The 24750-nt window shown below is 33.2% G+C and carries 19 protein-coding genes; 10 read left to right on the top strand and 9 right to left on the bottom strand.

Going from position 1 to position 24750, the window contains the following annotated elements; all coding sequences use genetic code 11:
* Both Q0543_RS09995 and Q0543_RS09990 read left to right on the top strand, forming a co-directional pair.
* A partial coding sequence (locus Q0543_RS09995) for an iron-sulfur cluster-binding domain-containing protein (RefSeq protein WP_299252123.1) occupies window positions 1–737 on the top strand: 737 nt, incomplete at its 5' end.
* A gap of 156 nt (window positions 738–893) precedes the next feature.
* Entirely contained in the window at window positions 894–2594 is a 1701-nt protein-coding gene (locus Q0543_RS09990) for a M3 family oligoendopeptidase (RefSeq protein WP_299252120.1), read from the top strand.
* On the opposite strand, the gene Q0543_RS09985 is transcribed toward Q0543_RS09990, so the two are convergent.
* Window positions 2589–3197 (bottom strand): hypothetical protein, encoded by a 609-nt coding sequence (locus Q0543_RS09985; protein WP_299252117.1) that lies wholly within the window; start codon window positions 3195–3197, stop codon window positions 2589–2591. The two genes, Q0543_RS09990 and Q0543_RS09985, sit on opposite strands and share 6 nt — an antisense overlap.
* A 120-nt stretch (window positions 3198–3317) precedes the next feature.
* On the opposite strand from Q0543_RS09985, the gene Q0543_RS09980 reads away from it, so the two are divergent.
* Complete coding sequence (locus tag Q0543_RS09980; protein WP_299252114.1) at window positions 3318–4415, top strand: PorV/PorQ family protein; 1098 nt, start codon at window positions 3318–3320, stop codon at window positions 4413–4415.
* Window positions 4416–4418: 3 nt separating this feature from the next.
* On the top strand, window positions 4419–9470 hold the full coding sequence (locus Q0543_RS09975; protein ID WP_299252112.1) for a C25 family cysteine peptidase: 5052 nt from the start codon (window positions 4419–4421) through the stop codon (window positions 9468–9470).
* A gap of 49 nt (window positions 9471–9519) precedes the next feature.
* Here Q0543_RS09975 and Q0543_RS09970 read toward each other — a convergent pair whose 3' ends face one another.
* From Q0543_RS09970 to Q0543_RS09960, 3 genes are all read right to left on the bottom strand, one after another.
* Window positions 9520–10005, bottom strand: coding sequence for a dihydrofolate reductase (locus Q0543_RS09970; RefSeq protein ID WP_299252109.1), 486 nt, complete (start codon window positions 10003–10005; stop codon window positions 9520–9522).
* Complete coding sequence (gene fmt / locus Q0543_RS09965) at window positions 10002–10910, bottom strand: methionyl-tRNA formyltransferase (RefSeq protein WP_299252107.1); 909 nt, start codon at window positions 10908–10910, stop codon at window positions 10002–10004. The genes Q0543_RS09970 and fmt overlap by 4 nt, the downstream gene beginning before the upstream one ends.
* Before the next feature lie 152 nt (window positions 10911–11062).
* The gene (locus Q0543_RS09960; RefSeq protein WP_299252104.1) at window positions 11063–12307 is read right to left on the bottom strand and encodes a DUF1343 domain-containing protein; all 1245 of its coding nucleotides are present in this window, start codon (window positions 12305–12307) and stop codon (window positions 11063–11065) included.
* Window positions 12308–12419: 112 nt separating this feature from the next.
* On the opposite strand from Q0543_RS09960, the gene Q0543_RS09955 reads away from it, so the two are divergent.
* Complete coding sequence (locus Q0543_RS09955) at window positions 12420–13574, top strand: FtsX-like permease family protein (protein WP_299252101.1); 1155 nt, start codon at window positions 12420–12422, stop codon at window positions 13572–13574.
* Between the two features lie 59 nt (window positions 13575–13633).
* Here Q0543_RS09955 and Q0543_RS09950 read toward each other — a convergent pair whose 3' ends face one another.
* From Q0543_RS09950 to hemG, 3 genes are all read right to left on the bottom strand, one after another.
* On the bottom strand, window positions 13634–14122 hold the full coding sequence (locus Q0543_RS09950) for a GyrI-like domain-containing protein (RefSeq protein WP_299252098.1): 489 nt from the start codon (window positions 14120–14122) through the stop codon (window positions 13634–13636).
* A 15-nt stretch (window positions 14123–14137) separates the two neighbouring features.
* The gene (locus Q0543_RS09945) at window positions 14138–14878 is read right to left on the bottom strand and encodes a polyprenol monophosphomannose synthase (RefSeq protein ID WP_299252095.1); all 741 of its coding nucleotides are present in this window, start codon (window positions 14876–14878) and stop codon (window positions 14138–14140) included.
* Window positions 14879–14953: 75 nt separating this feature from the next.
* Window positions 14954–16270: a protoporphyrinogen oxidase gene (gene hemG, locus Q0543_RS09940; protein ID WP_299252092.1), complete on the bottom strand. Its 1317-nt coding sequence runs from the start codon at window positions 16268–16270 to the stop codon at window positions 14954–14956.
* A gap of 64 nt (window positions 16271–16334) precedes the next feature.
* Here hemG and Q0543_RS09935 point away from each other — a divergent pair, with 64 nt between their 5' ends.
* Window positions 16335–16853: an HAD-IIIA family hydrolase gene (locus Q0543_RS09935; RefSeq protein ID WP_299252089.1), complete on the top strand. Its 519-nt coding sequence runs from the start codon at window positions 16335–16337 to the stop codon at window positions 16851–16853.
* A 130-nt stretch (window positions 16854–16983) separates the two neighbouring features.
* On the opposite strand, the gene Q0543_RS09930 is transcribed toward Q0543_RS09935, so the two are convergent.
* Window positions 16984–18372 carry an arginine decarboxylase gene (locus tag Q0543_RS09930; RefSeq protein ID WP_299252086.1) on the bottom strand — a complete coding sequence of 463 codons (1389 nt, stop codon included), beginning with the start codon at window positions 18370–18372 and terminating at the stop codon, window positions 16984–16986.
* Between the two features lie 231 nt (window positions 18373–18603).
* Here Q0543_RS09930 and argS point away from each other — a divergent pair, with 231 nt between their 5' ends.
* The 4 genes from argS (at window position 18604) to Q0543_RS09910 (ending at window position 23876) form a co-directional block, all read left to right on the top strand.
* Window positions 18604–20400, top strand: coding sequence for an arginine--tRNA ligase (argS, locus tag Q0543_RS09925; protein WP_299252084.1), 1797 nt, complete (start codon window positions 18604–18606; stop codon window positions 20398–20400).
* A gap of 4 nt (window positions 20401–20404) precedes the next feature.
* Window positions 20405–21013, top strand: a complete 609-nt coding sequence (locus Q0543_RS09920; RefSeq protein WP_299252081.1) for a glutathione peroxidase — start codon at window positions 20405–20407, stop codon at window positions 21011–21013.
* A 358-nt stretch (window positions 21014–21371) separates the two neighbouring features.
* Window positions 21372–22055, top strand: coding sequence for a metallophosphoesterase family protein (locus Q0543_RS09915; RefSeq protein ID WP_299252078.1), 684 nt, complete (start codon window positions 21372–21374; stop codon window positions 22053–22055).
* Window positions 22056–22067: 12 nt separating this feature from the next.
* The gene (locus tag Q0543_RS09910) at window positions 22068–23876 is read left to right on the top strand and encodes a glycosyltransferase (RefSeq protein WP_299252075.1); all 1809 of its coding nucleotides are present in this window, start codon (window positions 22068–22070) and stop codon (window positions 23874–23876) included.
* A 301-nt stretch (window positions 23877–24177) separates the two neighbouring features.
* Here Q0543_RS09910 and Q0543_RS09905 read toward each other — a convergent pair.
* Window positions 24178–24750, bottom strand: a 573-nt coding sequence (locus Q0543_RS09905; protein WP_299252072.1) for a PepSY domain-containing protein, incomplete at its 5' end; no start/stop codon positions are given.

Raw genomic sequence — 24750 nt, 5'->3', positions numbered from 1 at the left:
ATAAGTCAATTTCAGGCTCACTTGATTTTATTGTTACTGGTAGTGGCATTACGCCATTAATCAGCATGATTAAATCTGCTTTAACAACTGCTACATATAAACAAATCGTACTTATCTATTCGAATAGGAATGAAGATGCTGTGATTTTTAAAAATCAATTAAAGGAATTACAAGCGAAATATCCAAATTTTACAGTGGTTTATACGTATAGTCAACCACATGATAGTGCATTAACAAAAGGAAGATTAAGTCAAAGTTCCTTTATAAAAATAATAGAAAGCCTTCCTGAGTTAAAAGCGAAAGAGGCGAATTATTTTTTATGTGGACCTGATGGCATGATTGATGAAGTTAAGAAGGGCTTAGAAATTCTTAACGTCGTGTCAACCAACATTCATAAAGAAAGTTTTGTTACAACGAATGAAACAGATTCTGTTTTTGTTAGTGTACCCGTTCATTCAAATGACATCAATGAAGTTACGGTTATGTACCAAGGTAGCGAGTACAAATTTTCAGTAAAACCTGGTAAAACTATTTTACAAAGCGCACTTGCAGAAGATATTGATTTACCGTATTCATGCATGAGTGGATTATGTACTGCATGTATGGGTAAATGTTTGTCGGGTTCTGTAGAAATGAAAGATCAAGATGGCTTGTCAGAAAAAGAAGTAAAAAATGGATATGTATTAACCTGCGTAGGGAGACCGACTTCAGCAGGTACAATAATTGAAATTGATTAAATTTAAAATCCATTAACTAACACAAATGAACGGTGTTCTAAGATGTGTAAAAGCAATAATATAGCCTTCATTACTATCCAATTTATTGGGTGAATTCAATTTAAATTTAACCGTTCATCGTGGCGAGTTAAATAAAAAAATATTAAATCTATAATTATGAAAAGAACCTATTTGCCAGCAGATTTTAAAGTAACAACCTGGGATTCATTGAAACCTTACTTTGATGAATTGCTTTCGCGAAACATTTCATCTTCGAAAGAATTATATACCTGGTATTTAAATAGAAGTGAATTCGAATCAGCTATTTCAGAAGATTTGGGATGGAGATATATTAAAATGACCTGCGACACAACGAATGAAGAAATAAAAAATAATTTCAATTTCTTCGTCTCTGAATTACAGCCTGCAATGGCTCCATATTCCAACCAATTAGATACAAAAGCGCTAGAAGACCCATTTTTAAAGGATTTAAAAGATACCGAAGGATTCGACATTGTAATAAAATTACTTGAAAAGGATAAAGCACTCTATAGAGAAGAAAATATAGAACTTAATTCTGAAATTGAACAAACAGCTCATGAGTTCGGTACAATATCAGCTGCTATGACGATCGTTGTTGATGATAAAGAAATTACCATGCAACAAGCTGCAGATTATTTGCTACAGACAGATCGTGATAAAAGAGCAGTTGTTTGGAAAGCCATTCAGGATAGGAGATATCAAGAAAAAACAACATTAGACAACCTATATACGACATTAATTGGATTAAGAAATACTGTTTCAAAAAATGCAGGCTTTGAAAATTTTAGAGATTATATGTTCGTCGCAATGGGCCGCTTTGATTACAGTCCAGAAGATTGCTTTTCATTTCACGAAGCAATAAAAGGGGAGGTTGTTCCTATATTAAATTCCCTATCACAAGAACGCAAAAAAGCACTTAAACTAGATGCATTAAAACCTTGGGATTTATCTGTAAATTATTTTGGAGATACACCCTTAAAACCCTTTAAAGATGCAGATGATTTAACTGAAAAAACAATTCAATGTTTTTCTAAATTAGATGCATATACAGCTGAATGTATAGCCACGATGAAAAAAATGGGGCATTTAGATTTAATGTCTCGCAAAGGAAAAGCACCTGGTGGATACAACTATCCCTTAGATGAATCAGGCGTTCCATTCATTTTTATGAATGCGACTCAATCTTTGAGAGATTTAGTAACGATGGTTCACGAAGGAGGGCATGCCTTGCATTCTTTTTTAACAGCCGATTTAGAATTAAATGTTTTTAAGCATCCAACTTCTGAAGTTGCGGAACTCGCTTCAATGTCTATGGAATTGATGTCTATGGAGCATTGGGATATTTTCTTTGAGAATGAAAAGGATTTGGCCCGTGCTAAAAGAGAACATTTGGAAAGCGTTTTACAAACATTGCCATGGGTTGCTACGATTGACTTATTTCAACATAAAATATACGAAAAACCAGATCACACATTGGCTGAGCGCGAGACAATGTGGAAAGAATCGTTTTATCCGTTTTCGGGTACAACAACCGATTGGTCTGGATTAGAAAAATACAGAGAGAATGCGTGGCAAAAGCAGTTACATTTATTTGAAGTTCCTTTCTATTATATCGAATATGGAATGGCACAATTGGGAGCCATAGCTGTTTGGAGAAATTATAAAAAGGATCCTCAAAAAGGGTATGCGTTATACAAAAACGCATTAGCACAAGGATATAAAAAATCAATCCCGGAAGTGTATAAAGCTGCCGGGATTAAATTTGATTTTAGTAAAGAATACATTAAAGAATTAATGGATTTTGTTAAATCTGAATTGTCAAATTTGAATTTATAATACTACTGAAAATAATTGTTTCTTAATATACTTTTTTTCAGAATCTTTGGATACAATCGCTTCCTTATTTTTATCTAGGAAGCCATTGTATTCACTTGCAATTTGATCATACTTATTTCTAAAATTGACTAATAATGCATCTGCTTCCATGATTTCATTTTCCAGCTGGTCTGCTAATGGATGTTGGGTAATTTCTTCCGTATTACTTTTTAAATTTCGTACAACGCGAATTACTTCATCTGTTTTATTGTCATACAAGGTTATTATGGAGTCTGATAAGTTTGCTTGTGTATACATCAATGCAATAGCCTCATTATTTAATTTTAAGGCTTTTTGAACTTCTTTTTCATTGTATTTTTTACAATAAGATACCTCTTCAACTAGACGTTTAATATTGGCAAATTTTTGACTGTCTAATTGAACTAAAGCAACCCAGCTTAAATGTACTGAATCGTTTAATGTTTGAATCTGAACAAGAACATCGGGTTCAATATTTTGTATTTCAGATGGATTTTCAATGATAACTTCAGATTTGTGCTCTGAACAAGAAATGATAAAAGCAGCAAGTATGCTTGTCGAGATAATTAAAGATATTCTTCTCATTTTAGGTAAATGGTTAAATAAATAATGCTATAAATGTAAAAAAAATAGTCGAATGTTTACTTTTTTCGTAATATCGTATAAATAAACAAAATATACGACGTATAAAGACGTTTAGGGTGTATGTTAAGCATAAAAAAAAGTATCGTTCTTGTCATTTTTGTATTTTTAAATCTTTCGGTATTTGCTCAATTATACACGCCAAAATATAGTAATGAATTTCTAGCTATTGGTATTGGAGCACGTGCGTTTGGTATGTCAAATGTACAAGTAGCAGCTGTAAATGATGTAACTTCTGCATATTGGAATCCAGCAGGCTTGCAACGTCTTACAACCAAATATGATGTTGGATTGATGCATGCGGAATATTTTGCAGGTATAGCAAAATATGATTATGTGGGTTTTGCCACACGTCTTGATTCACAAAGTGTCATTGCAGCATCCATTATTAGATTTGGTATTGATGATATACCAGATACTCGGTATTTATTTGATGGAGATGGAAATGCAAATGGACAAATTAATTACAATAATATTAAGTTCTTTTCGGCCTCCGATTATGCATTTTTAGTATCCTATGCTCGAAAAAGCAATATAATAAAGGGGTTAAATTTCGGAGTTAATTTAAAAATTATTAATAGAACAGTTGGTTCATTCGCTACAGCATGGGGATTTGGTTTTGATATTGGTGCTCAATATAAAGCAGGTAAATGGAACTTGGGTTTAGTAGCGCGGGATGTAACAGGAACGTTTAATGCATGGTCATATAATACAGCCTTATTAAAAGAGGTATATGCTCAAACAAATAATGAATTACCTAAAAACTCCATAGAAGTTACTCTACCACGTTTAATTCCAGGAGTAGCACGAAATTTTAAAATCACAAAAAAAATCGGATTATTAGCAGCCTCCGACCTAATAATTACGTTTGATGGTAAAAGAAATACGGTAATAAAAACGAATGTATTTTCTATTGACCCCGCATTGGGAATTGAATTAGACTATTTGAAAATTGTATTTCTTAGATTTGGTATGGGTAACGTACAAAGTATTAAAACATTTGATGGAAATTCTAAAACATCGGTTCAGCCTAACTTTGGTTTAGGGGTTAAGATTAGTAAATTCACGATAGACTATGCGCTAACAGATTTAGGAGATTTTTCAGAATCCTTATATTCAAATGTGTTTTCATTGAAATTTTCATTTGATAAAATAAAATAAGTTATGTCTTTATTAAAAGTCATAACGCGTACACTTTTTTTAAGTATTCTATTAATACTGTCTTTGTCTTCTAATGCAGATTCTGGCTCAGAATGGATTGTACCAGGTCAATCCTACTTTAAGTTAAAAACATTTGAAGAAGGTGTATATGCAATACCCTATACGCAATTGCAAACATCCGGATTGAATACGAATGATTTAACAAACATGCAATTATGGTTTAGAGGTAAGGAACAAGCACTATTACTAAATAATGACAGTTTGTTTTTTTATGGAAAAAAAAACGATGGAACAATGGATTCATTGTTATATCCTTTAAATTTCCAAGCGAATAAATATTTCAATATCCTTTCAGACACCTGTGCATATTTTTTAACAATTGGAACACAGCCAGGATTAAGAATAACATTAAATGCGAAGCCAACAACGAATGTAACAGACAGCTGGTATTATCAAGAATCAATTAATGTTTTCTCTGAACAATATTATTTAGGCCCTATCTATGCTATAAATACAAAAAAAGCTTCTTACGATAGAGGAGAAGGGTGGTTTGGTACACGTATGGCAACCAATGGTACTCGAAAAATTGATATTCCAATTACAAATGCATATCTAATACCTACAGAACAAATACAAATTGAAGCACAGGTTGTAGGGGTTTATGATAATTCAACCCATCAAGTATTATTTCAAATTGGTGCAGATCCCAATAATCCCGATTATATTTTTCCATTTCCTACATTTAGTAATACTGAATTTCAAACGATTAAAATAACAATTCCTAATACCTATTTAATTGGAAAGCCTATTCTAACTTGTTATTTTAAAATACCTGGACCCAATGCGGATTATATAGCTCCAGCATTTGTAAATGTTCGGTATCCACGATTATATAATTCTAATAGCACACAAAATTTAAAGATAAATGCATCACCTGCCGCGAATCAAAATCGGTTGGTCTCCATTACGAATTGTTCAAACAAACCAAAACTAATATTAAATACAACTGATTTATACAACCAAACATATATTGATTTTACGTATAGTAGCAATACCTGTAATTTTATAGCAAGCTCTGATATAAGAAAAATATTCATCTTAAATGATGTATACAAAACAATAAATAATATAAAATCAGTCGATTTAGTATTGCCTATTTTAACGGATAATTATTTTATTATTTATCCTGAACTATTTGAATCCGCTGCTGAAAATTACAAGCAATATAGAGTTTCTTTAAATGGTGGGAATTACGATGTAGGTAAATATTCTTTTGAAAAATTGTGTAACATATATAGTTACGGAGAATTTACACCACTTGCTATTAAACGTTTATCCGATGAGCTTATACAACAAAATTCAGATGATAAATATCTTTTAATTATAGGTAAAGGTACAATAGCTTCTGAGATTCAATTTTTTCCTAATTCAGGTTTATTTTATTATCGTCTAAATCCTTCCATATTTTGGAATAGTCCAGATTACAAAAGTAAGTTTGCTAATTTAGTACCAACCTTTGGGGTGCCTGGCTCTGATTTAATGTTTAGTGTAGATCAGAATTATGTTGCTCAACTTTATACTGGCAGAATACCTGCTAGGTCAAATGATGAAGTAAACGGGTATTTAGAAAAGGTTCGGTCACATGAGTCCTTAGATTCAACGTTATTATGGAGAAAGAATATAATACATTTAAGTGGTGGTAAAACAGCATCTGAAGTAGCATATTATAAATCATTCGTTGATACATACAAAGCATATGCAGAAGCACCGTACTTCGGCGGAAAGGTTGTAAAAAGTTTTGTTAAAGATTTACAAAATGGTTCGATTGACAATCAACTCATAACAAACGTAGCTGAAGAAGTAAATAAAGGGGTTTCTTTAATGACATTTTTTGGTCACTCATCTGCAGAAATTAATGATGTAGATATCGGATTTGTATCCAATCCGATTTATGGTTATAAAAATACAAACAAATACCCAATGCTTCTTGTAAATGGTTGTACTTCCGCAGATATTTTTTCGACCTATTCTTTTGCAGAGGATTGGATAAATACACCAAACTTAGGCGCTATCAATGTACTTGGACATACAGATATTGGATACTCTAATAACTTAAATCAATATTCAAAAACATTTTATCAATTCCAATTCAACGATGAGCGATATAGGAATAAATCAGTAGGGTTTCTTATGCGCAAAGTTATAGATTCTGTTACATCTGTAAATTCTCCCTTTGATGTTGTATCTCAAGCACAATGTTCACAAATGAATTTAACTGGTGATCCTGCAATTAGATTGTATAGCCCCAGCAAGCCTGATTATGCAATTTATGGAGATAATCAATTTGCAGATAGGAATTGTGTCTTAACATCTCTAAATGGTTTAAACGTAACTGCAAAAGACCCGTTTAAAATAATAATCCCTATTGATAATTATGGAAGTACACCAACTAAAACGGTTGATATTATTATAAGCAGATATGTTAATAATGTTTTCATAAAAAAATATCAATTATCCCTTGCACCAATATTTTATTTAGACACGGCATATATTCAAATATCAAATTCAGATGGTACTTATGCGGGAGAAAACAGATTTGAAATTCGTGTTGACCCTTTAGATTCATTGAAAGAAATTCGTAAAGGGAATAATTTAGCAGTAATAAATTATTTCATGCCATTAAGTTCTGTAAAATGTTTGTATCCATTAAACTATAGTGTTGTTTCGAACCAACCACTATCATTGATTGCACAACCAACTAATTTATTAATAAATGCAACGGATTATTATTTTGAAATTGATACCGTTAAGTCTTTTAATAGTCCCTTTAAACAAGTTGCAGTTGTTACAAGCGGTTCCTTACCAACATGGTCACCACAACTTATTTCGAATACTACCCCTTCAGATAGTATTGTATATTTTTGGCGTGTGCGCTTTAAAACAATACAAGCCCAAGAAGATACTATTTGGGATTACGCATCCTTTATTTACATAAAAAATAGTAACCCGGGTTGGTCACAAACAAAAGTAGATCAATTCTTAGAAAATTATTTAGTCGGCTTGGCCTATAATCGAACAAATAAAAAATGGTTGTTCCCCTTAACATCAGCAGATTTAAAGGTGAAAGCACCAGGTGGTATTGTATTTGGTAGTGATAAAGACAATACGTTATTAAGCATTAATAATTTGCCCATTTTGCAACAATCAATTTATTATAATTGTGTGAGCAACGGTGGCTTATTTTTATTTATTTTAAATCGTTCGTCCTTAATTCCTATACGATATGAACCAAATAATGAAGGCTGGTATTATTGTGGACAAAATTTTGATACCAGATTTGTTCAGGAAATAACATACCCAACAAATATAAATACAAGCCCAACAGTACCTTGGTTGTATGGAAGAGACGCAGATGGTTTTATAAAAGCAATTCAAAATACAAATAAAAATGATGTTTTAGTTATATTTAATAATGGCTACAGTTATAAACAAAATTGGCCTGCAAATTTACAAACATATATAAGAGATTCCTTGCATGCTGAAAACATATCAAATTTAACAAACAGTCAACAGGCTTTTTTATTAATAACAAAAAGAAATTCAACTACGCCTATTTCTGAAAAAGTAAACCTGAGTAGTGCTGTAGGTTCTTATGTTAGTATAGATACCACCTTGACAAGTTTCTACGATAGTGGATCACTGATGACTGGTTTGATTGGGCCTTCCACAAAATGGGGGAAGATGTATTTTGCAGTTGATACATTTTTAAATGATCAAGTACAGTTAAAAATGATCCGATATAACTTAAGTAGTATCGCTATAGATACGATTACAATGCCTAAAACAGATTCATTAGATTTGAATGGTACGTATTTGATAGATGGTGTCCACTTGTATTGTAAATTATTTTTAGAAGTAGAAGATAAAGCAACATTAACACCACCGATAATAAAAAAATGGCAAATTATATATAACGGTGTACCTGAAGGTACTATTAATCCATATGCAATTGGTATTGATAAGTACAAACCACAAACTCGATCAGAAGGAGATACTATAAAATACACCTATCAATTTGATAATATTTCAAACCTTGATTTTACAAAACCCATTAAGGTTATATACACCATTCGAAATGAATCTGGAAATTTAAAAATTGATACAGTAGAATATTCAACACTATCAGCAGGTAAGCAATTAACATTTACATATAAATTTTCTACAAAAGGACTAGGAGGAAAGAATTATATTCAAGCTTATGTAAATCCGCAATTCCAACCCGAACAATACTATTCAAATAATATTTTAGAATGTAGCTTCACTATTGAAGCGGATAAGACACAGCCAGTGCTGGAAGTAGCATTTGATGGCGTACGAATATTTGATGGCGATTTGGTATCTGCGAGTCCCGTGATTAATATTTCTCTTAGAGATAATAACAAATATTTACTCATGTCAGATCCTTCAAGCATACAAGTTTTTTTACAATACCCTGGAAATTCTACTCCAGTGGAAATTACGTCAAGTAATCCAATGGTAAAAAGCTGGAGTTTAGAAAATACGAGAACAAATACATTCGTTGCAGAGCTCCAGCCCAAGGGACTAGCAGATGGAACATACACCATCATTGTACAAGGTAAAGATGCTTCGGGTAATAAATCTGGTAGTAATTTATACCGCATTTCATTTACCGTTGAAAATAAACCCACGATCTCTTATTTCTATCCATATCCAAATCCATTTTCAACGAGTTGTAGATTTGTATTTACATTAAGTGGAACAAATGTTCCTGATAAATTGAAAATTCAAATTATGACCATTTCTGGAAAGATTGTAAAAGAAATATTTAAGGAACAGTTAGGGCCCATTCACATTGGAAACAATATTTCAGATTACGCTTGGGATGGAACAGATGAATTTGGCGATCGATTAGCAAACGGAGTATATTTGTATCGAGTGATTATTAAAGACGATAGCCAGTTTTTTGAACATCGAGAAAATGCAGGCGACAAAGCATTTAAACACGACTGGGGTAAATTATATATTTTAAAATAAAATTTAAGAGTAATATAATTATTTATCCCTCTTAAATTTATCTTATCAATTACTTTATATACGTATAAAAAGAATACGAATACCTGTTTTTTTCATCCGGTTGAAATGTACGTTCTTCCTTTATTTTCCATGTAGTAGAAAGATTCTCTAAAAAAGTATCCCCTTCAAAATCATGATGTATTGTTGTTAAATATAACCTATCGCAGGCATTAATGGATTGCTTAATCAATTCAGTACCACCTATAACAAATGCCTCTGTTTCATTATTTTTTTTAGCAATTGCAAACGCAGCGTCTAAGGAATGAGCCATAATACAGCCCGGATAAGATAATTCTTTATTACGAGTAATTACAATACTTGTTCGGCCAGGTAAGGGCTTACCGATAGACTCATATGTTTTTCTACCCATAATCATATGATGCCCCATTGTAATCTCTTTAAAATGCTTTAAATCGGCTGGTAAATTCCACGGCAATGAATTATTTATACCAATAACATTGTTTTGAGATTGTGCTACAATAATAGATTTTATCATATCTTATTTCCTTTTAAAAAGTCTTGAATAGACATTCGCTTTTTACCTTCTGCTTGGATTTCAATTAAGTTCAGCCATCCATCAGAACAGGCTACTTTGATACATGTTTTACCATCTGATTTTACAGTACCAAAAGGTACTTGTAATGTTTCAAATTCTGGTATTGCTTTAAATACTTTATATGTTTTCTCATTATATACAAACCAAGCAGAAGGAAAAGGATTTAATCCTCTAACTAAATTATTGATATGTACACAGGATTTATTCCAATCAATTAATCCGGTTTCTTTAAAGATTTTTGGTGCATGTAACACCTCGCCAATTTGTGGGTGCGTTGAGTATTTTTCAGATTCAATTAACCGAACGGTATCTAAAACCAAATCAGCACCAATAGCTTTTAAATTATTGTAAACTATTTCAAACGTATCAGTAGGCTCGATTGGGATTTTACGTTGCAACAATACATCCCCCGTATCAATAGCGTGTTTTAGGAAAAAAGTAGTACAGCCTGTTTCTGTATCTCCATTCATAATTGCCCAGTTAATAGGTGCAGCACCTTGATATTTGGGTAATAAGGATCCATGTAAATTGAACGTTCCAATAGATGGCATTTGCCAAATTACTTCTGGCAACATTCTGAAAGCAACTACTATGAATAAGTTCGCTTGATATGATTCTAATTCAGTAATAAACGTTTGATCTTTTAATTTTTCTGGTTGTAATACCGGTATGTTGTGTTTTAATGCAGCTTCTTTAACTGCAGAGTATGTAAGTTTAAGTCCTCTACCAGATGGCTTGTCGGGTGCTGTAACAACTGCAGCAACATCAAATCCAGAGTTAATTAATAACTCTAAACTTGGTACAGCAAAGTCGGGAGTACCCATGTATATGATTCGTAATTTCATTTATTAATAGTGGTCAGTGGTCAAATATTTTGTAGTCAGTGAACAGTTGTCAGATGGAACGTTTTTTCCTGGGTCGAAATCAGTTGATACTTAGTGGTCAAATATAAATTGCTGCAGATTGTGTGAATACTGACCACTAACCACTGATTTTCTTATTCAAAATCGGGATAGAGTAAATATTTTTTTCGCATTTTTTTATACATCAACAAATCTTTCTGCCACGTTTTTTTTATATCAGCTATTGATGTATGTGCAATGATTTGTTTTTTCAATTCAGTAGTGCCTGCCAATTTATCAAAGAAATTATTTTTCCCAAAGTAACCTAATTTATCCGAAGATAATTGGTACATCTGAATAACATAACTTAAATCCACTTCCTTTTTAGTTTGCAGATTTTTCAAATCAAATCCAAAACACTTTTTATTTAAATGCATGGGGTCTTTAGACATACCATCTATACTAATAGGCGTAAATGAATAGCTCGTGTCTGTCGTAAAAGGAGAACCAATTACTTGAAAAGGGAAATAGGTGCCACGACCAACACTTACATTTGTACCTTCAAACAATGCCAATGAAGGATATAAACGAATCGCCTGCATGTTGGGCATGTTCGGTGATGGTTTTACGGGCAAATCATATTCTGTATTGTGTGTGTAATTAGCAACGGGAATAACAGTAAAGGTACATTGTAAACTATCCTTTAACCAGTATTCACCATTAATCATCTGAGCCAATTCTCCAACAGTAAGCCCATGTACAATTGGCACAGGAAGCATTCCAATAAATGATTTTAATTGCATGTTTAATACAGGTCCATCAATATAATCTCCATTGGGATTTGGTCGGTCTAGTATAAGTAAAGGTTTGTTGTTTTCAGCACAACTTTCCATCAATAAATACATAGTTGAAATATAAGTAAAGAAACGCGCGCCAATATCTTGAATATCATAAATAACAATATCTACATCCGCTAGTTGTTCTGGACTTGGTTTTTTATTGCTTCCATATAAGGATACTACCGCAATACCTGTTTTTTTATCTGTATAAGATGCAACATGTTCTCCAGCATCTGCAGTTCCTCTAAAGCCATGTTCTGGGGCATAAATTTTTTTAACATTTATACCGAGCGACATGAGCGTATCTACTAAATGTATTTGATTCACCATGGCTGTATGATTCACAACCAAACCCACTTTTTTATTTTTTAATAAGGGGAGATATTTCTCCAATTGATCCGCACCTACTTTTAGTACTTGTTTTTCAATAACTTCATTTCTAGAATCAACTGGAATATTAATAGCTTGCTTATCATTAGAAGGAGCAGTCGAAGAGCATGAAAAAATAAGATATAAGGGCGAACAAATAATTATACCCAATAAGAATCCTTTAATACGCATAGAAATCTGTATATTTGAAACGGTTAACATTATTCAAAATTAACAAAATTTGAATCTTTATTACTTTATATCGTCTAGAATACAAAAAAATGATCGACAATCATTTTCATCCTTGGTTCATAGGATTGCTGTCATCATCATTTTTTTAGGCTTTTTATTGTCTATTACGTCTTTGTGCATCTTAGATGGATTTAAAACAAAAATCAGACAAAAGATATTTAGTTTTGGTGCGCATATTCATTTAACCAAATACGACATCGATAAATCGTATGAGGAAAGTCCATTTGTTATCGATTCAACCGTTTTAGATTCCATAAAAGCAATTGCCAATATTGAGCATGTTCAAGGTGTTTCGCATAAACCATGCTTATTAAAATCTTCCACCGAAATTCAAGGCGTAATTCTCAAAGGTGTAGGTCCGGATTTTGACTTAAACAGGTTTAAGGAAAATATCATTGAAGGTTCCTTCATAACATTTAATGACAGTACCTATTCCAAACAAATTGTCGTTAGTGATAAGATCGCTCGCAAATTAACCCTTAAAGTAGGAGATAGTCTTTTATTGTATTTCGTACAGAATCCGCCACGTTTTCGCAAAGTGTCCATTTCTGGAATTTACCAAACCGGTTTGGAAGAATTGGATGAAGTATTTATTATCGGCGATATTAAATTAAATCGAACCTTAAGTGCTTGGTCACCCGCAGAAATAGGCGGATTAGAAATGTATGTTAAAGATTTCAATCAATTAGATTCTACGGCAAATCAAGTATATCAACGCATGGATTACGATATGCAAATTCAATTGATTACAGATAAGTATTTGCAAATTTTTGATTGGCTAAATTTATTAAATCGCAACGTATCCATATTTTTAGTATTGATTATGGGTGTTTCTTCTTTTGTAATCATTGCTACGATTATTGTTATGGTTATGGAACGTACACCGATGATTGGCTTGTTGAAAGCATTTGGAACAACGAATAAAAAAATAAGTAGGATATTTTTATGGAATGGCTTTCGAATAATACTAATTGGTATGCTTAGTGGAAATATTGTAGCACTAGGTTTGTGCGCCCTTCAATATTACACGGGGATAGTTCCCTTAGATGCTGAAAATTATTTCATGAATTCCGTTCCCATCGCATTCCCTTGGTTTGCAATTGCAGCAGTAAATATTGGTGCAGTATTCATTTTTATCTTAATTCTCATTTTACCTGTACGCTTTATATCTAGAGTAAGTCCAGTAAAAGCTATCAAATTTAATTAGATCGCAGATTTATCTAATAGACTTGATTGTCCTTTACCACTAACCATACGTCTCGTTTCTCAAGCATTTGGCTTTGTTATCGGTATCCAAATTTCTTCTTCTGAATCCGCACGACTATTCGAATATCGATCACTCATAACAGCAAAATGCGGCCTATTATCTAATACATAGATTGAGGAAGGAAGCCACGTATTAAAGATATATTCGTATGTCTTAAAACCTTCTGAAGCCAAGCCTGTATGAATAAAAATAGCATATATACCTTTTGGTATTAAAAGAGATTCGATATCTTCAACCTTCTTTTTTAAACTAAAAACTTCAATTGTTGCCCATTTAGTGTACATTTTTTGTGGATCAAACGAGTTGAAAAAGTTGCCATCCGGATATACCTCCACCGAATACAAATCAGGAGATGCTGTTATAAATTCATTCTTTACTTTTGGTATGAAGCTTTTCCATAATTCAGCAGTCGTATTCATTGAAAAAGACAACTGTGTAGAGATTCCAACCAATTGTTTTTCTTCTAATAACGCAATTCTGGAAAACATAGATTGAATAAAAAATTAATTCTCTTTGGGATGATAGGTTTGAAACAAACTTTTAAATTTCATTAAAAGCACGCCAAATATAGCTTCTTTAAAAATATTCATTGACATTTTTGAAGTACCTCGCGTACGATCCATAAAAATAATAGGCACTTCCTTTAAAATAAAACCATACTTCCAACACAAAAACTTCATCTGTATTTGAAATGCATAACCAACAAATTTTACTTTGTTGTAGGGTATCGTTTCAAGAACGTTTCTACGATAACATTTAAATCCTGCTGTCGCATCTTCTACTGGCATACCTGTAATCAATTGTACATATTTAGTAGCAAAGTAGGACATGAGTACTCTTCCGATTGGCCAGTTGATTACAGTTACACCATGCACGTATCGACTTCCGATAGCCACATCTGCACCATCATTTTCGCAGGCATCATGTAAACGAATTAAATCTTCTGGATTATGAGAAAAATCTGCATCCATTTCATAGATGTAATCATATAAATGTTGAATACCATAGGTAAAACCTGCTATGTAAGCAGTACCCAAACCAAGTTTGCCTTGTCGTTGAATCATAAAAATACGCTCCGGATATTTTACTGCAAAAGTCTTTACGAGTTCTGCAGTACCATCGGGAGAATTGTCTTCAACTACCAATACATCAAATGGAATTGAAAGAGACATTACTTTGTCTATCAACAAACCAATGTTTTCTATTTCATTATAGGTAGGTACTATTACGAGGTTTTTACTCATGCTCAAAGTTACGGATTGTTTTTAACAAGACAGATAAAGCGCTGTTGTATTTTTTCAATAATATCCTTAAACAGGTCATTTAATCAATTCTCCAGCTAGTTTACGTGCACCCTGTACACATTCTCCCAAAGAAATCGACTTCGTCCAATTCGATTGAAAGAAAATATGCTTCTTGCTTAATTCGGTTAAATCGTTTCGAACATTTTTTAAATGTATATCATATTGAGGAATCGCTTTTCCCCAACCAGCTACATGAACAAACGAAGGTTCTCCAGTAATTCGTAGATCGTTTTTCAATTGTGCAATAGCACGACTAATAATTTCTTCATCCGATAGCTTCGTATATTCTGGATGATTGATGCCTCCTATAAATGAAGTAGTTAATACTTCGTCCTCCGGACAACGATTCTTAAAAATACTGCTGTTCCAAATGCAGCCTGCTAAAAAAGAAGATTCCACAGATGGATACAAACAACCAAAACCATTCATTGGATTTGTTACGTCCTTACGTTTAAACGCAGCAAATACCGCTTTTATAGGCGCATAATTTACCTGCATTAATTTATCTGACACTATAGGGAAGGAATTAGATAAAATTGCTGAGGCTTTAAACGCAGGGCAACAAAAGACGACATCGCTTGCCAAGATCGTTTCATTTTCGTTTGCATTCTCTTGAATAACTACTTCAACACCAGAACCTGCAGGTTTTACAGATACAACTTGAGTATTGTATTTAATAGAGTATATTTTTTCAGCGAGTGTATTGGTAAGCGTTTGTAATCCACCTTTTAGACTCGCTGTCTTTCTACGTGCACCAAAACCTTTTTTGAATACACCTTTAATAATGCTTCCGAATTCCCTTTCATAAGCAACCAAACTAGGGAAGGTTTCTTCAATTAATAATTGATGGATGTCACCCGCATAAATTCCTGTTGCAAATGGATCAATCGTATAATTGGTAAACGATTGTGAAAAACGTCGCGTGAAAAAATCATGCACACTTTCGTTTTCTACCGTTTTAGTTTTATTTGTTATTTCTTTGAATATGGATTTTTTTGCTTCAAAAGAAAAGAAAGATGAAAACAATAAAGAGATCGGATTTGAAGGAATCTTTTGGATTTGGTTGTTCTTGTAAACAAATCTATTTTTATTGATGGCAGCAGCTTGTTCTACTTTTGAAGAAAGATTTAATTCATCTAAGAATTCTTGAAAGGCAGAATCGATCAATACAGAGTTCGGTCCAACCTCTAATGTATACGCATTCATCTGAACAGAATGTATATAACCACCTGTTCTAGAGGATGATTCTATAAGCATATATGGTTTTTTTGCCTTCTCTAATTCGTATGCCAACGTTAATCCGGATATGCCGGCTCCAATAATTACAATCATATTATCTTGAATATCTCTAAAATTATTAGTTATTCTTCAGTATTTTTGAAAAAAGTACAAAATAATGAAAAATAAATGCGTGTTTTTGGATCGAGATGGAGTAATCAATGTCGATAATGTAAATTATACCTATAAAGTTGAAGCGTTTCAAATAATAGACGGTGTAATACCTGCGTTAAAAAAACTAAAAGAAGCTGGATATTTATTGATTGTAATAACGAATCAATCGGGTATAGCGAAAGGGATTTACAAGCACGAAGATGTCTATAAATGCCACGATTATTTTGATCAAGAATCTGGAAATTTGATAGACGAATATTTTTATTCTCCCTATCACCAATCGACAACAGAATCCTTAACACGGAAACCAGATTCCTTATTATTTGAAAAGGCAATTGCTAAATATGATATTGACATCGCTCAATCCTGGATGGTAGGAGATAGAGAGCGCGACATTGTTCCCGCAAACAAATTATCGATACCAACAATTTTAATTGAAGAGCATCCCAATACTGAAACAAGTGCAAAATATAAAGTGGATTCGTTGTTTGAAGCAGCGGAGTTGATTTTGAAAAAAGCTTAATGCGGAAGGCTTAAAGTCTAAAGCTTAAAAAGATCGTTCCGCTAATTTGCAGAACGATCTTTTTTATGATATGCCATTTTCTATTATGCGCGCTACGGCATTAAGCTTTAGGCCTTAAGCCTTCGGCTTTTTATTTATATCCCAATATCTTCAACATGCTTTCTTTCGTCTGCTCAGGAGCAAACAATTCATAGGTAAATTTACCAGCTTCGTCTTTGTTAATTAAAATATGCTTCGGTGCTGGTACTAAGCAGTGTTGAATACCACCATAACCACCTAAAGACTCTTGATATGCGCCCGTATGAAAGAAGCCAATGTATTGCGGATGCTTTTCATCCAACTCTGGCATAAACAATAAATTTTGATGCGCTTCTGAATTGTAATAGTCCATACTATCACATGTAATACCGCCTAATTTAACTTTCTTATAGGGCTTATTCCATCCGTTCACTGCTAGTAATAAATATTTCTGATTTAAGCCCCAAACATCTGGAAGGGTAGTAATGAATGAGCTATCTATCATATACCATTCTTCTTTATCGTTTTGTAGTTTACTTCCTAATACAGAATAAATAGCTGCACCACTTTCACCAACCGTGAAACTACCAAACTCTGTAAATATGTGTGGGGTAGCCACATCTTGTTCTTCACAAATGCGTTTGATTGTTTTAATGATTTGATCGGACATGTATTTGTAATCGTACTCAAAGTGAACAGACGTTTTAATCGGCCAGCCACCACCAATATCAATACTATCTAAATCTGGATGAACTTTTTTAACCGCACAATACATGTGAACGAAACGACTCAATTCACTCCAATAATACGTGGTATCTTTAATACCAGTATTAATGAAAAAATGAAGCATTTTTAATTTAAAATTTGGATTGGGATCAATTTTATTTTTAATTAAATCAAACACATCACTGTATCGGATCCCCAAACGAGAAGAATAAAATTCAAATTTCGGTTCTTCATCTGTTGCTAATCGTATCCCTAAATGAACAGGACTTGTAATCCCTTTTTCGTAGGCGTCTATTTCAGTTAAATTGTCTAATACAGGCGTGCAATTAAAACCTTCATTTACTAAATCACAGATATAATCTGTGTATTCATGGCGCTTGTAGCCATTGCAAATAATGTTCGTTTGTTTTGTTATTTTATTCTTTTCAAATAATATACGAACAATCGGAATATCGTAAGCAGAAGAGGTTTCAATATGAATATCGTTTTTCAACGCTTCTTCTAAGACAAAACTAAAATGGGAAGATTTTGTACAATAACAATAGGTATAATTCCCTTGATAGTTATTTTCAGTAATGGCTAAATTGAAAAGTTGTTTCGCCTTCTGAATCTGAGAACTTATTTTAGGTAAATAACTTAATTTTAAAGGAGTACCAAATTTATTGATGACATCCATTAAAGGAACTCCATTGAAATGTAATTCATTATCAATCAATTTAAATTCCTCTGTAGGGAAGTAAAATGTTTGATCAATCAGGTCGAAATATTTATCCATTAATACCTATAATAATTAGAAGTGTGAGCAATATTATATAAATATAAAAACTCTACCATTGAAACCGCTGAATCTCTTCGAAAATTATACATTATTAAATTGCTTTTTCTATGACACATTGATTTTAAGGAAGTTTCAATACATATCCGCCAAGGTACTAATTCAGTATAGTGGGTATATTTAAATAAAAATGATGCATCTTTGTATCTCAATACAATTTAATACACGTTTATGAATCCGGAGTTCTTATTAAAAGAATCAATAGCAAAAGGCCTAGAGAAAGAATTTTCAATAATAGTAGCACCCGAAAGCATCTTACTTGAGCCAACCCGAAAAGATTTTGAAGGTTCTTTAACGTTTGTTGTTTTTCCATATATCAAACAAGCAAAACTAAGTCCAGAGCAAATTGGAGCACGCATAGGTGAATTTTGCAAAACAGACATACCCAATATCATAGCATCGGTAAATGTTGTGAAAGGTTTTTTAAACATTGTGTTTAAAGATTCGCTGTGGGTAGATCAATTATATACAAATTTCCTGCGAGAAGATTTTGCTCAAGTAACAGATGGCAAAGGCGAAAAAGTAATGGTGGAATATTCTTCTCCCAATACCAATAAGCCACTGCATTTAGGGCATTTACGCAATAATTTTTTAGGCTATTCCATTAGTCAAATTCTTAAAGCAAATGGTTTCGATGTTGTTAAAGCCAATTTGGTGAATGACCGAGGAATTCATATTTGCAAATCTATGCTTGCGTATCAAAAATTCGGCTCAGGGGAAACACCTCAAAGTGCGGGTATGAAAGGCGACCATTTGGTTGGTAAGTATTATGTTGCTTTTGATAAAGAATTAAAAAAAGAAATTGAATCTCTTGTAGCTTCAGGTATAGCAGAGGAACAAGCGAAAAAAGATGCACCTATTTTAAAAGAAGCGCAAGCAATGCTGTTAAAATGGGAGCAAGGAGATAAAGAAGTATACCAATTATGGGAGACCATGAATGCATGGGTATATGAAGGATTCAATGAATCGTATAAAAATATAGGTGTATCGTTTGATCATTTTTATTATGAATCAAATACCTATTTATTAGGGAAAGATATTGTTGAAGAAGGATTGCAAATGGGTGTCTTTAACAAACGCGAAGATGGTTCTGTTTGGATCGATTTAACAGCCGAAGGATTGGATCAAAAACTGGTATTGCGTTCGGACGGCACATCGGTATATATTACCCAAGACTTAGGTACGGCTGAATTGAAATTTAAAGATTTCGGTTGTAAACGTTCTGTATATGTAGTAGGGAATGAGCAAGATTATCACTTTGTAGTACTGGCTCAAATTCTGAAAAAATTAAACAAGCCGTATGCAGATGGTTTGTATCACATGTCGTATGGCATGGTTGATTTGCCAAGTGGTAAAATGAAATCGCGTGAAGGCACAGTAGTAGATGCAGATGATTTGGTAAGCGAAATGGTTGAAACGGCCAAGCTTCGTACATTAGAGCAAGGCAAAACGGATGGCTTTACAGGCGAGCAAGCACAAAAACTCTATCATACAATTGGTTTAGGAGCACTTAAATATTACTTATTAAAAGTGGATCCAAAAAAACGTATGATGTTCAACCCCGAAGAATCCATCGATTTTCAAGGTCATACAGGTCCATCCATACAATATACCTATGCACGTATATCTGCGATATTGCGCAAAGCGGCAGAATTAGGAATTACCTCTGACTTACCTAAAGGTGAAACCATTGAAACCTTAAATCCATTTGAGATTTCAGTTCTTGAATTATTAAGCAGATTCCCTACAAAGATTCGCGAAGCTGGTGCAGAGTATTCTCCATCTACCATTGCAAATTACATCTTTGAAGTAGCAAAAGAGTTCAACAGATTTTATGTAGAGGTTTCTATCTTTCAAGAAACGGATGAAATCAAGAAATCGTTTAGAATTGCATTTTGTAAAGCTGTTGCGAAAACAATTAAAGATGGTATGTTGTTACTAGGTATAGAAGTACCTGAAAAAATGTAAATCTATGACTCATTCAAACTTAAAAAATCTATTTATTATGGCATTTCCGTATTCAATACTCATGTTTTTAACTTCTTGTTTGGGAATAAACAATGACATTAAAAACAGACCTGAAAACAGTTTAACAGCAAAACCAAAGACGTCTATGTACGATATTAAAGTAAACACAATAGATGGTAAACCATTTGATTTGAACTCCTTAAAAGGAAAGAAACTCTTAATTGTAAATACCGCTTCAAAATGTGGGTACACGCCGCAATACGAAGAACTACAAGAATTGAACATTGCGCATGGAGATTCACTTATTATTTTAGGTTTCCCATGCAATGATTTCGGCGGACAAGAACCAGGAACGCAAGCAGAGATTGCTACGTTTTGTACAAAAAATTATGGTGTAACCTTCCAAATGTTTGAGAAAGTACATGTTAAGGGTAAAGAGCAACATCCTTTATATACATGGCTAACAAGCCCTGAATTAAACGGATGGAATAAAGAAACCCCAAGCTGGAATTTCTGTAAGTATTTAATCAGTGAAAATGGAGAATTACTAAATTACTTTGGTTCAAGTATTAAGCCTATGAATAAGGTGATTTTAGATGCAATTAAAAAATAATTTAATAATCATAGAAACGACCCGTGTTTGTATCTTTTGAGCAACCACAGAAACTATTGTAAGTGACTTACAATAATCCATAATAATCCTTCAAAATGCCATCCTTGGATGGCATTTTTCATTAATTTTTTTAATAGTTACGTCACCTCCTCCAATGGGACAGTATGTGAGGTTAAAAAACATCCACTATTATTTATAAGGCTTTATAATAAACCTATTTCAATGAATATAATAAGGTTAGCATGACTTGTGTTTCCTTATATCTCATAAATCCTAGTTGGGACAAATTAGCATTTTTTATATCCCACAAATAAAGCTATATTGATAAACATACAAATTGATTCACATCACCATACGATTGAAAAGAACATTCGTCATAGCAGATATTCATGGGTGTTTTAAAAGCCTCAAAGCATTAATTGAAGATCAATTAAAACCATTACCAGAAGATCAACTCATTTTTTTAGGTGACTATATAGATCGCGGTCCCGACAGCAAATCTGTTATCAATTATTTAATTCAAATCAACAATACATACCGAAATACGGTCTTTCTGAGAGGCAATCACGAGCAGATGTTTATAGATGCACAAACATCTATGCAAGCACATACGCAGTGGGTACGAGCAGGAGGAGAAGAAGTATTGGTATCCTATGGACTTAAAAATTCGGACACCATTCCATTTCATTTTAAAGATTTCATTCTAAACACCACGTATTACCATCAAACAGAGCAACATATCTTTGTGCACGCAGGCTTAAACAATTTTGCACCTTTCCCGTTCAAAGATTATAACGCTATGATGTGGATTCGTGAATTTGAAGTTACATCAGCTTTAACGAACGGTAGAGTTTTAATGCATGGACACACGCCAACTTCACTAGAAGAAATCCAAGAACAGATTTTAAATGCATCAAAACAATATGTAATTTGCCTTGACAATGGCTGCGTATTTAAAGGAAAAAGAGAAGGTCTTGGTAATTTAGTAGCTCTTGAAATTGAAACAAATCGATTATTCATACAACATAATATTGACTTTTAATACCATATCTAAATGAATGCTAATTATTCTGAATGTCTATTAACCGAAGTTGCCTGGGAAGTTTGTAATCAGGTAGGTGGTATATACACCGTTATTCGTTCCAAAGTACCTACCATGACGGAAGTGTGGGGAGATAGATATTGCTTGGTTGGACCGTATTTTGCAAACAAAGCAATTGCAGAATTCGAACCCATAGACGATTACAGCGATGTATTCGGACAAGCTGTATTAAGAATGCGCGACTTGGGTTACGAAGTACATTTTGGGCATTGGTTGGTATCCGGTAGACCGAAAGTGGTATTGATCAATCATTTTTCTGCCTTCTACAGACTAGGCGAAATCAAATACAGTCTGTGGGAAAACCATGGAATATCTAGCCCTGAAGGAGACGACTTACTAAATCAAGTAATTGCTTTTGGATATTTAACGAAAGTATTTCATCAACAATTAGATATCGTAAAAGGGGAATTACCATGTGTAACCCATTTCCATGAATGGATGACAGGTACAGCAATTCCTGAAATGCGCAAAGAACATGTAAAGACATCCATTGTATTTACAACCCATGCAACCATGTTGGGGCGTTATCTTGCCATGAACGATCCCGAGTTTTATGATAATTTACCGTATTACGATTGGAATAAAGAAGCAATTAATTTCAATATTGAAGCAGCCGTAAAAATTGAACGTGCTGCCGCTCATGGTGCAAATGTATTTACCACCGTAAGTGAAGTAACCGCACGCGAGTGTGAATCCTTATTAGGAAGAGCACCAGACATGGTACTTCCAAACGGATTGAATATTGAGCGATTTACTGCCTTACACGAGTTTCAAAATTTACACAAAGAGCACAAAGAACAAATACATGAATTTGTAATCGGACATTTCTTCCAGAGTTATACCTTCGATTTAGATAAAACATTATACTTCTTCACTTCTGGCAGATACGAATATAAAAACAAAGGCTTTGATATCACTTTAGAAGCCTTAGCCCGATTAAACTGGAGATTGAAAGAAGAAAATACGGACACAACCGTTGTCATGTTTTTTATTACCAAACAACCGTATCACACCATAAATCCACAAGTACTGCAGTCTAGAGCAGTTATGGAAGAGGTGCGAAACAATTGTAATGCGATAGTTAAAAATATCGGAGAAAAATTATTTGAAGCAGCTGCTTCAAGTAAAGATTTAAAACTACCCGATATGAATTCTTTTGTAGATGAGTATTGGAAATTACGTTTAAGAAGAACGTTACTTTCATGGAAATCGAAAGAATTACCAAAAGTAGTAACACATAATTTAGTGTACGACAATCAAGATGAAATCTTAAACTTCATCCGTAATGCAAATATGGTTAACAATGAATACGATAAAGTAAAAGTTGTGTATCATCCAGATTTTATTGCAAGTACCAATCCCTTGTTTGGTATGGAATACGGACAATTCGTTCGAGGCTGTCACTTAGGGGTATTTCCAAGTTATTACGAACCATGGGGATACACACCTCTAGAGTGTATGGCTTCAGGCGTACCTGCTGTAACATCCGATTTATCAGGTTTTGGAGATTACGTTCTAAATAACATTCCCAACAATGAAAACAAAGGAATATATGTTACAAACCGATTCCACAAAAGCTATAATGATGCTGCACAACAATTAGCAGATCAAATGTATCACTTTGTTCACCTATCCAGAAGAGATCGTATTACGCAACGTAACCGTGTTGAAAGCGCATCCGAACACTTCGATTGGCAAAACCTAGGTAGCTATTACGACAAAGCTCATCGCCAAGCTTTTTCGATAGCCGTGAATCAATAATAAATCAATTCAAGAATATGTAAAACGCCAGATAACTTCTGGCGTTTTTTTTATAAATATTCGTTATGGTTTCTACTATTTACTTTTTAACCCAAGTTGCATAAAGGCTGATATTTATTTAAAATCAATGAACCTACCAAGTGAGATGTGTGATTTTCTACCAAATGATTTCATCTATATTACAGGTTATTGATCTTTTATTGTTTTTAAAATAAGACACAAAAATCAGTTTATAAGAACTATTTTATTTATTTTGATTCAAATAATATTTTAATAAAAAATATTAGAACGAATAAGTGTATTAATATTTTTTCTTTTTCCACCAAATAATAAAACCTGTAATCGGTAAACTGCAACCTATCATACTTGCAATAAAATAAATAATAATTCCTGGAAGACCTACTATTTCGCCTGTATGTAAAGGCTTTGCGATGCACTTGAATTTTTCGTAAAGTTTTAATTTGCTAAATAATTCAATTGTTGCAATATTTCCGGCCGGAGTAAATGAAATTCTGTCTGGGAAATACATTCCGCCCCAATTATTATTATTTAATTTTTCAATCGTATAAAAATTACTCAATTCATTAGGTAAAATAAACGTTGTTTGACCTGAATAGGGCAATATAGAATCAGTCAAGTTTTTAATATATTCAATGGTTGTCTTTTTTGTATTGATTTTGTTTTGGTCATTTTGCAATTGATTTAAAAGTACCGTAAAGGATTTAGAAATATTTTTTTTCATTTCTAAATTATCTTCTGATAGAACGATACTTTCGCCACCGAGTCCGATGATAAATACATTTTTAATCCAATGAAAGGAAATGTTCCTAACCGATTGAATAGTTGGACCAGTTTGGTGGCATAAACTGGAACA

The sequence above is a fragment of the uncultured Cytophaga sp. genome, from assembly GCF_937863595.1.
Lineage (GTDB): Bacteria > Bacteroidota > Bacteroidia > Cytophagales > Cytophagaceae > Cytophaga.
Note: the sequence above shows the minus strand (reverse complement) of the source record. Positions and strands in the feature narration are given on the sequence as shown.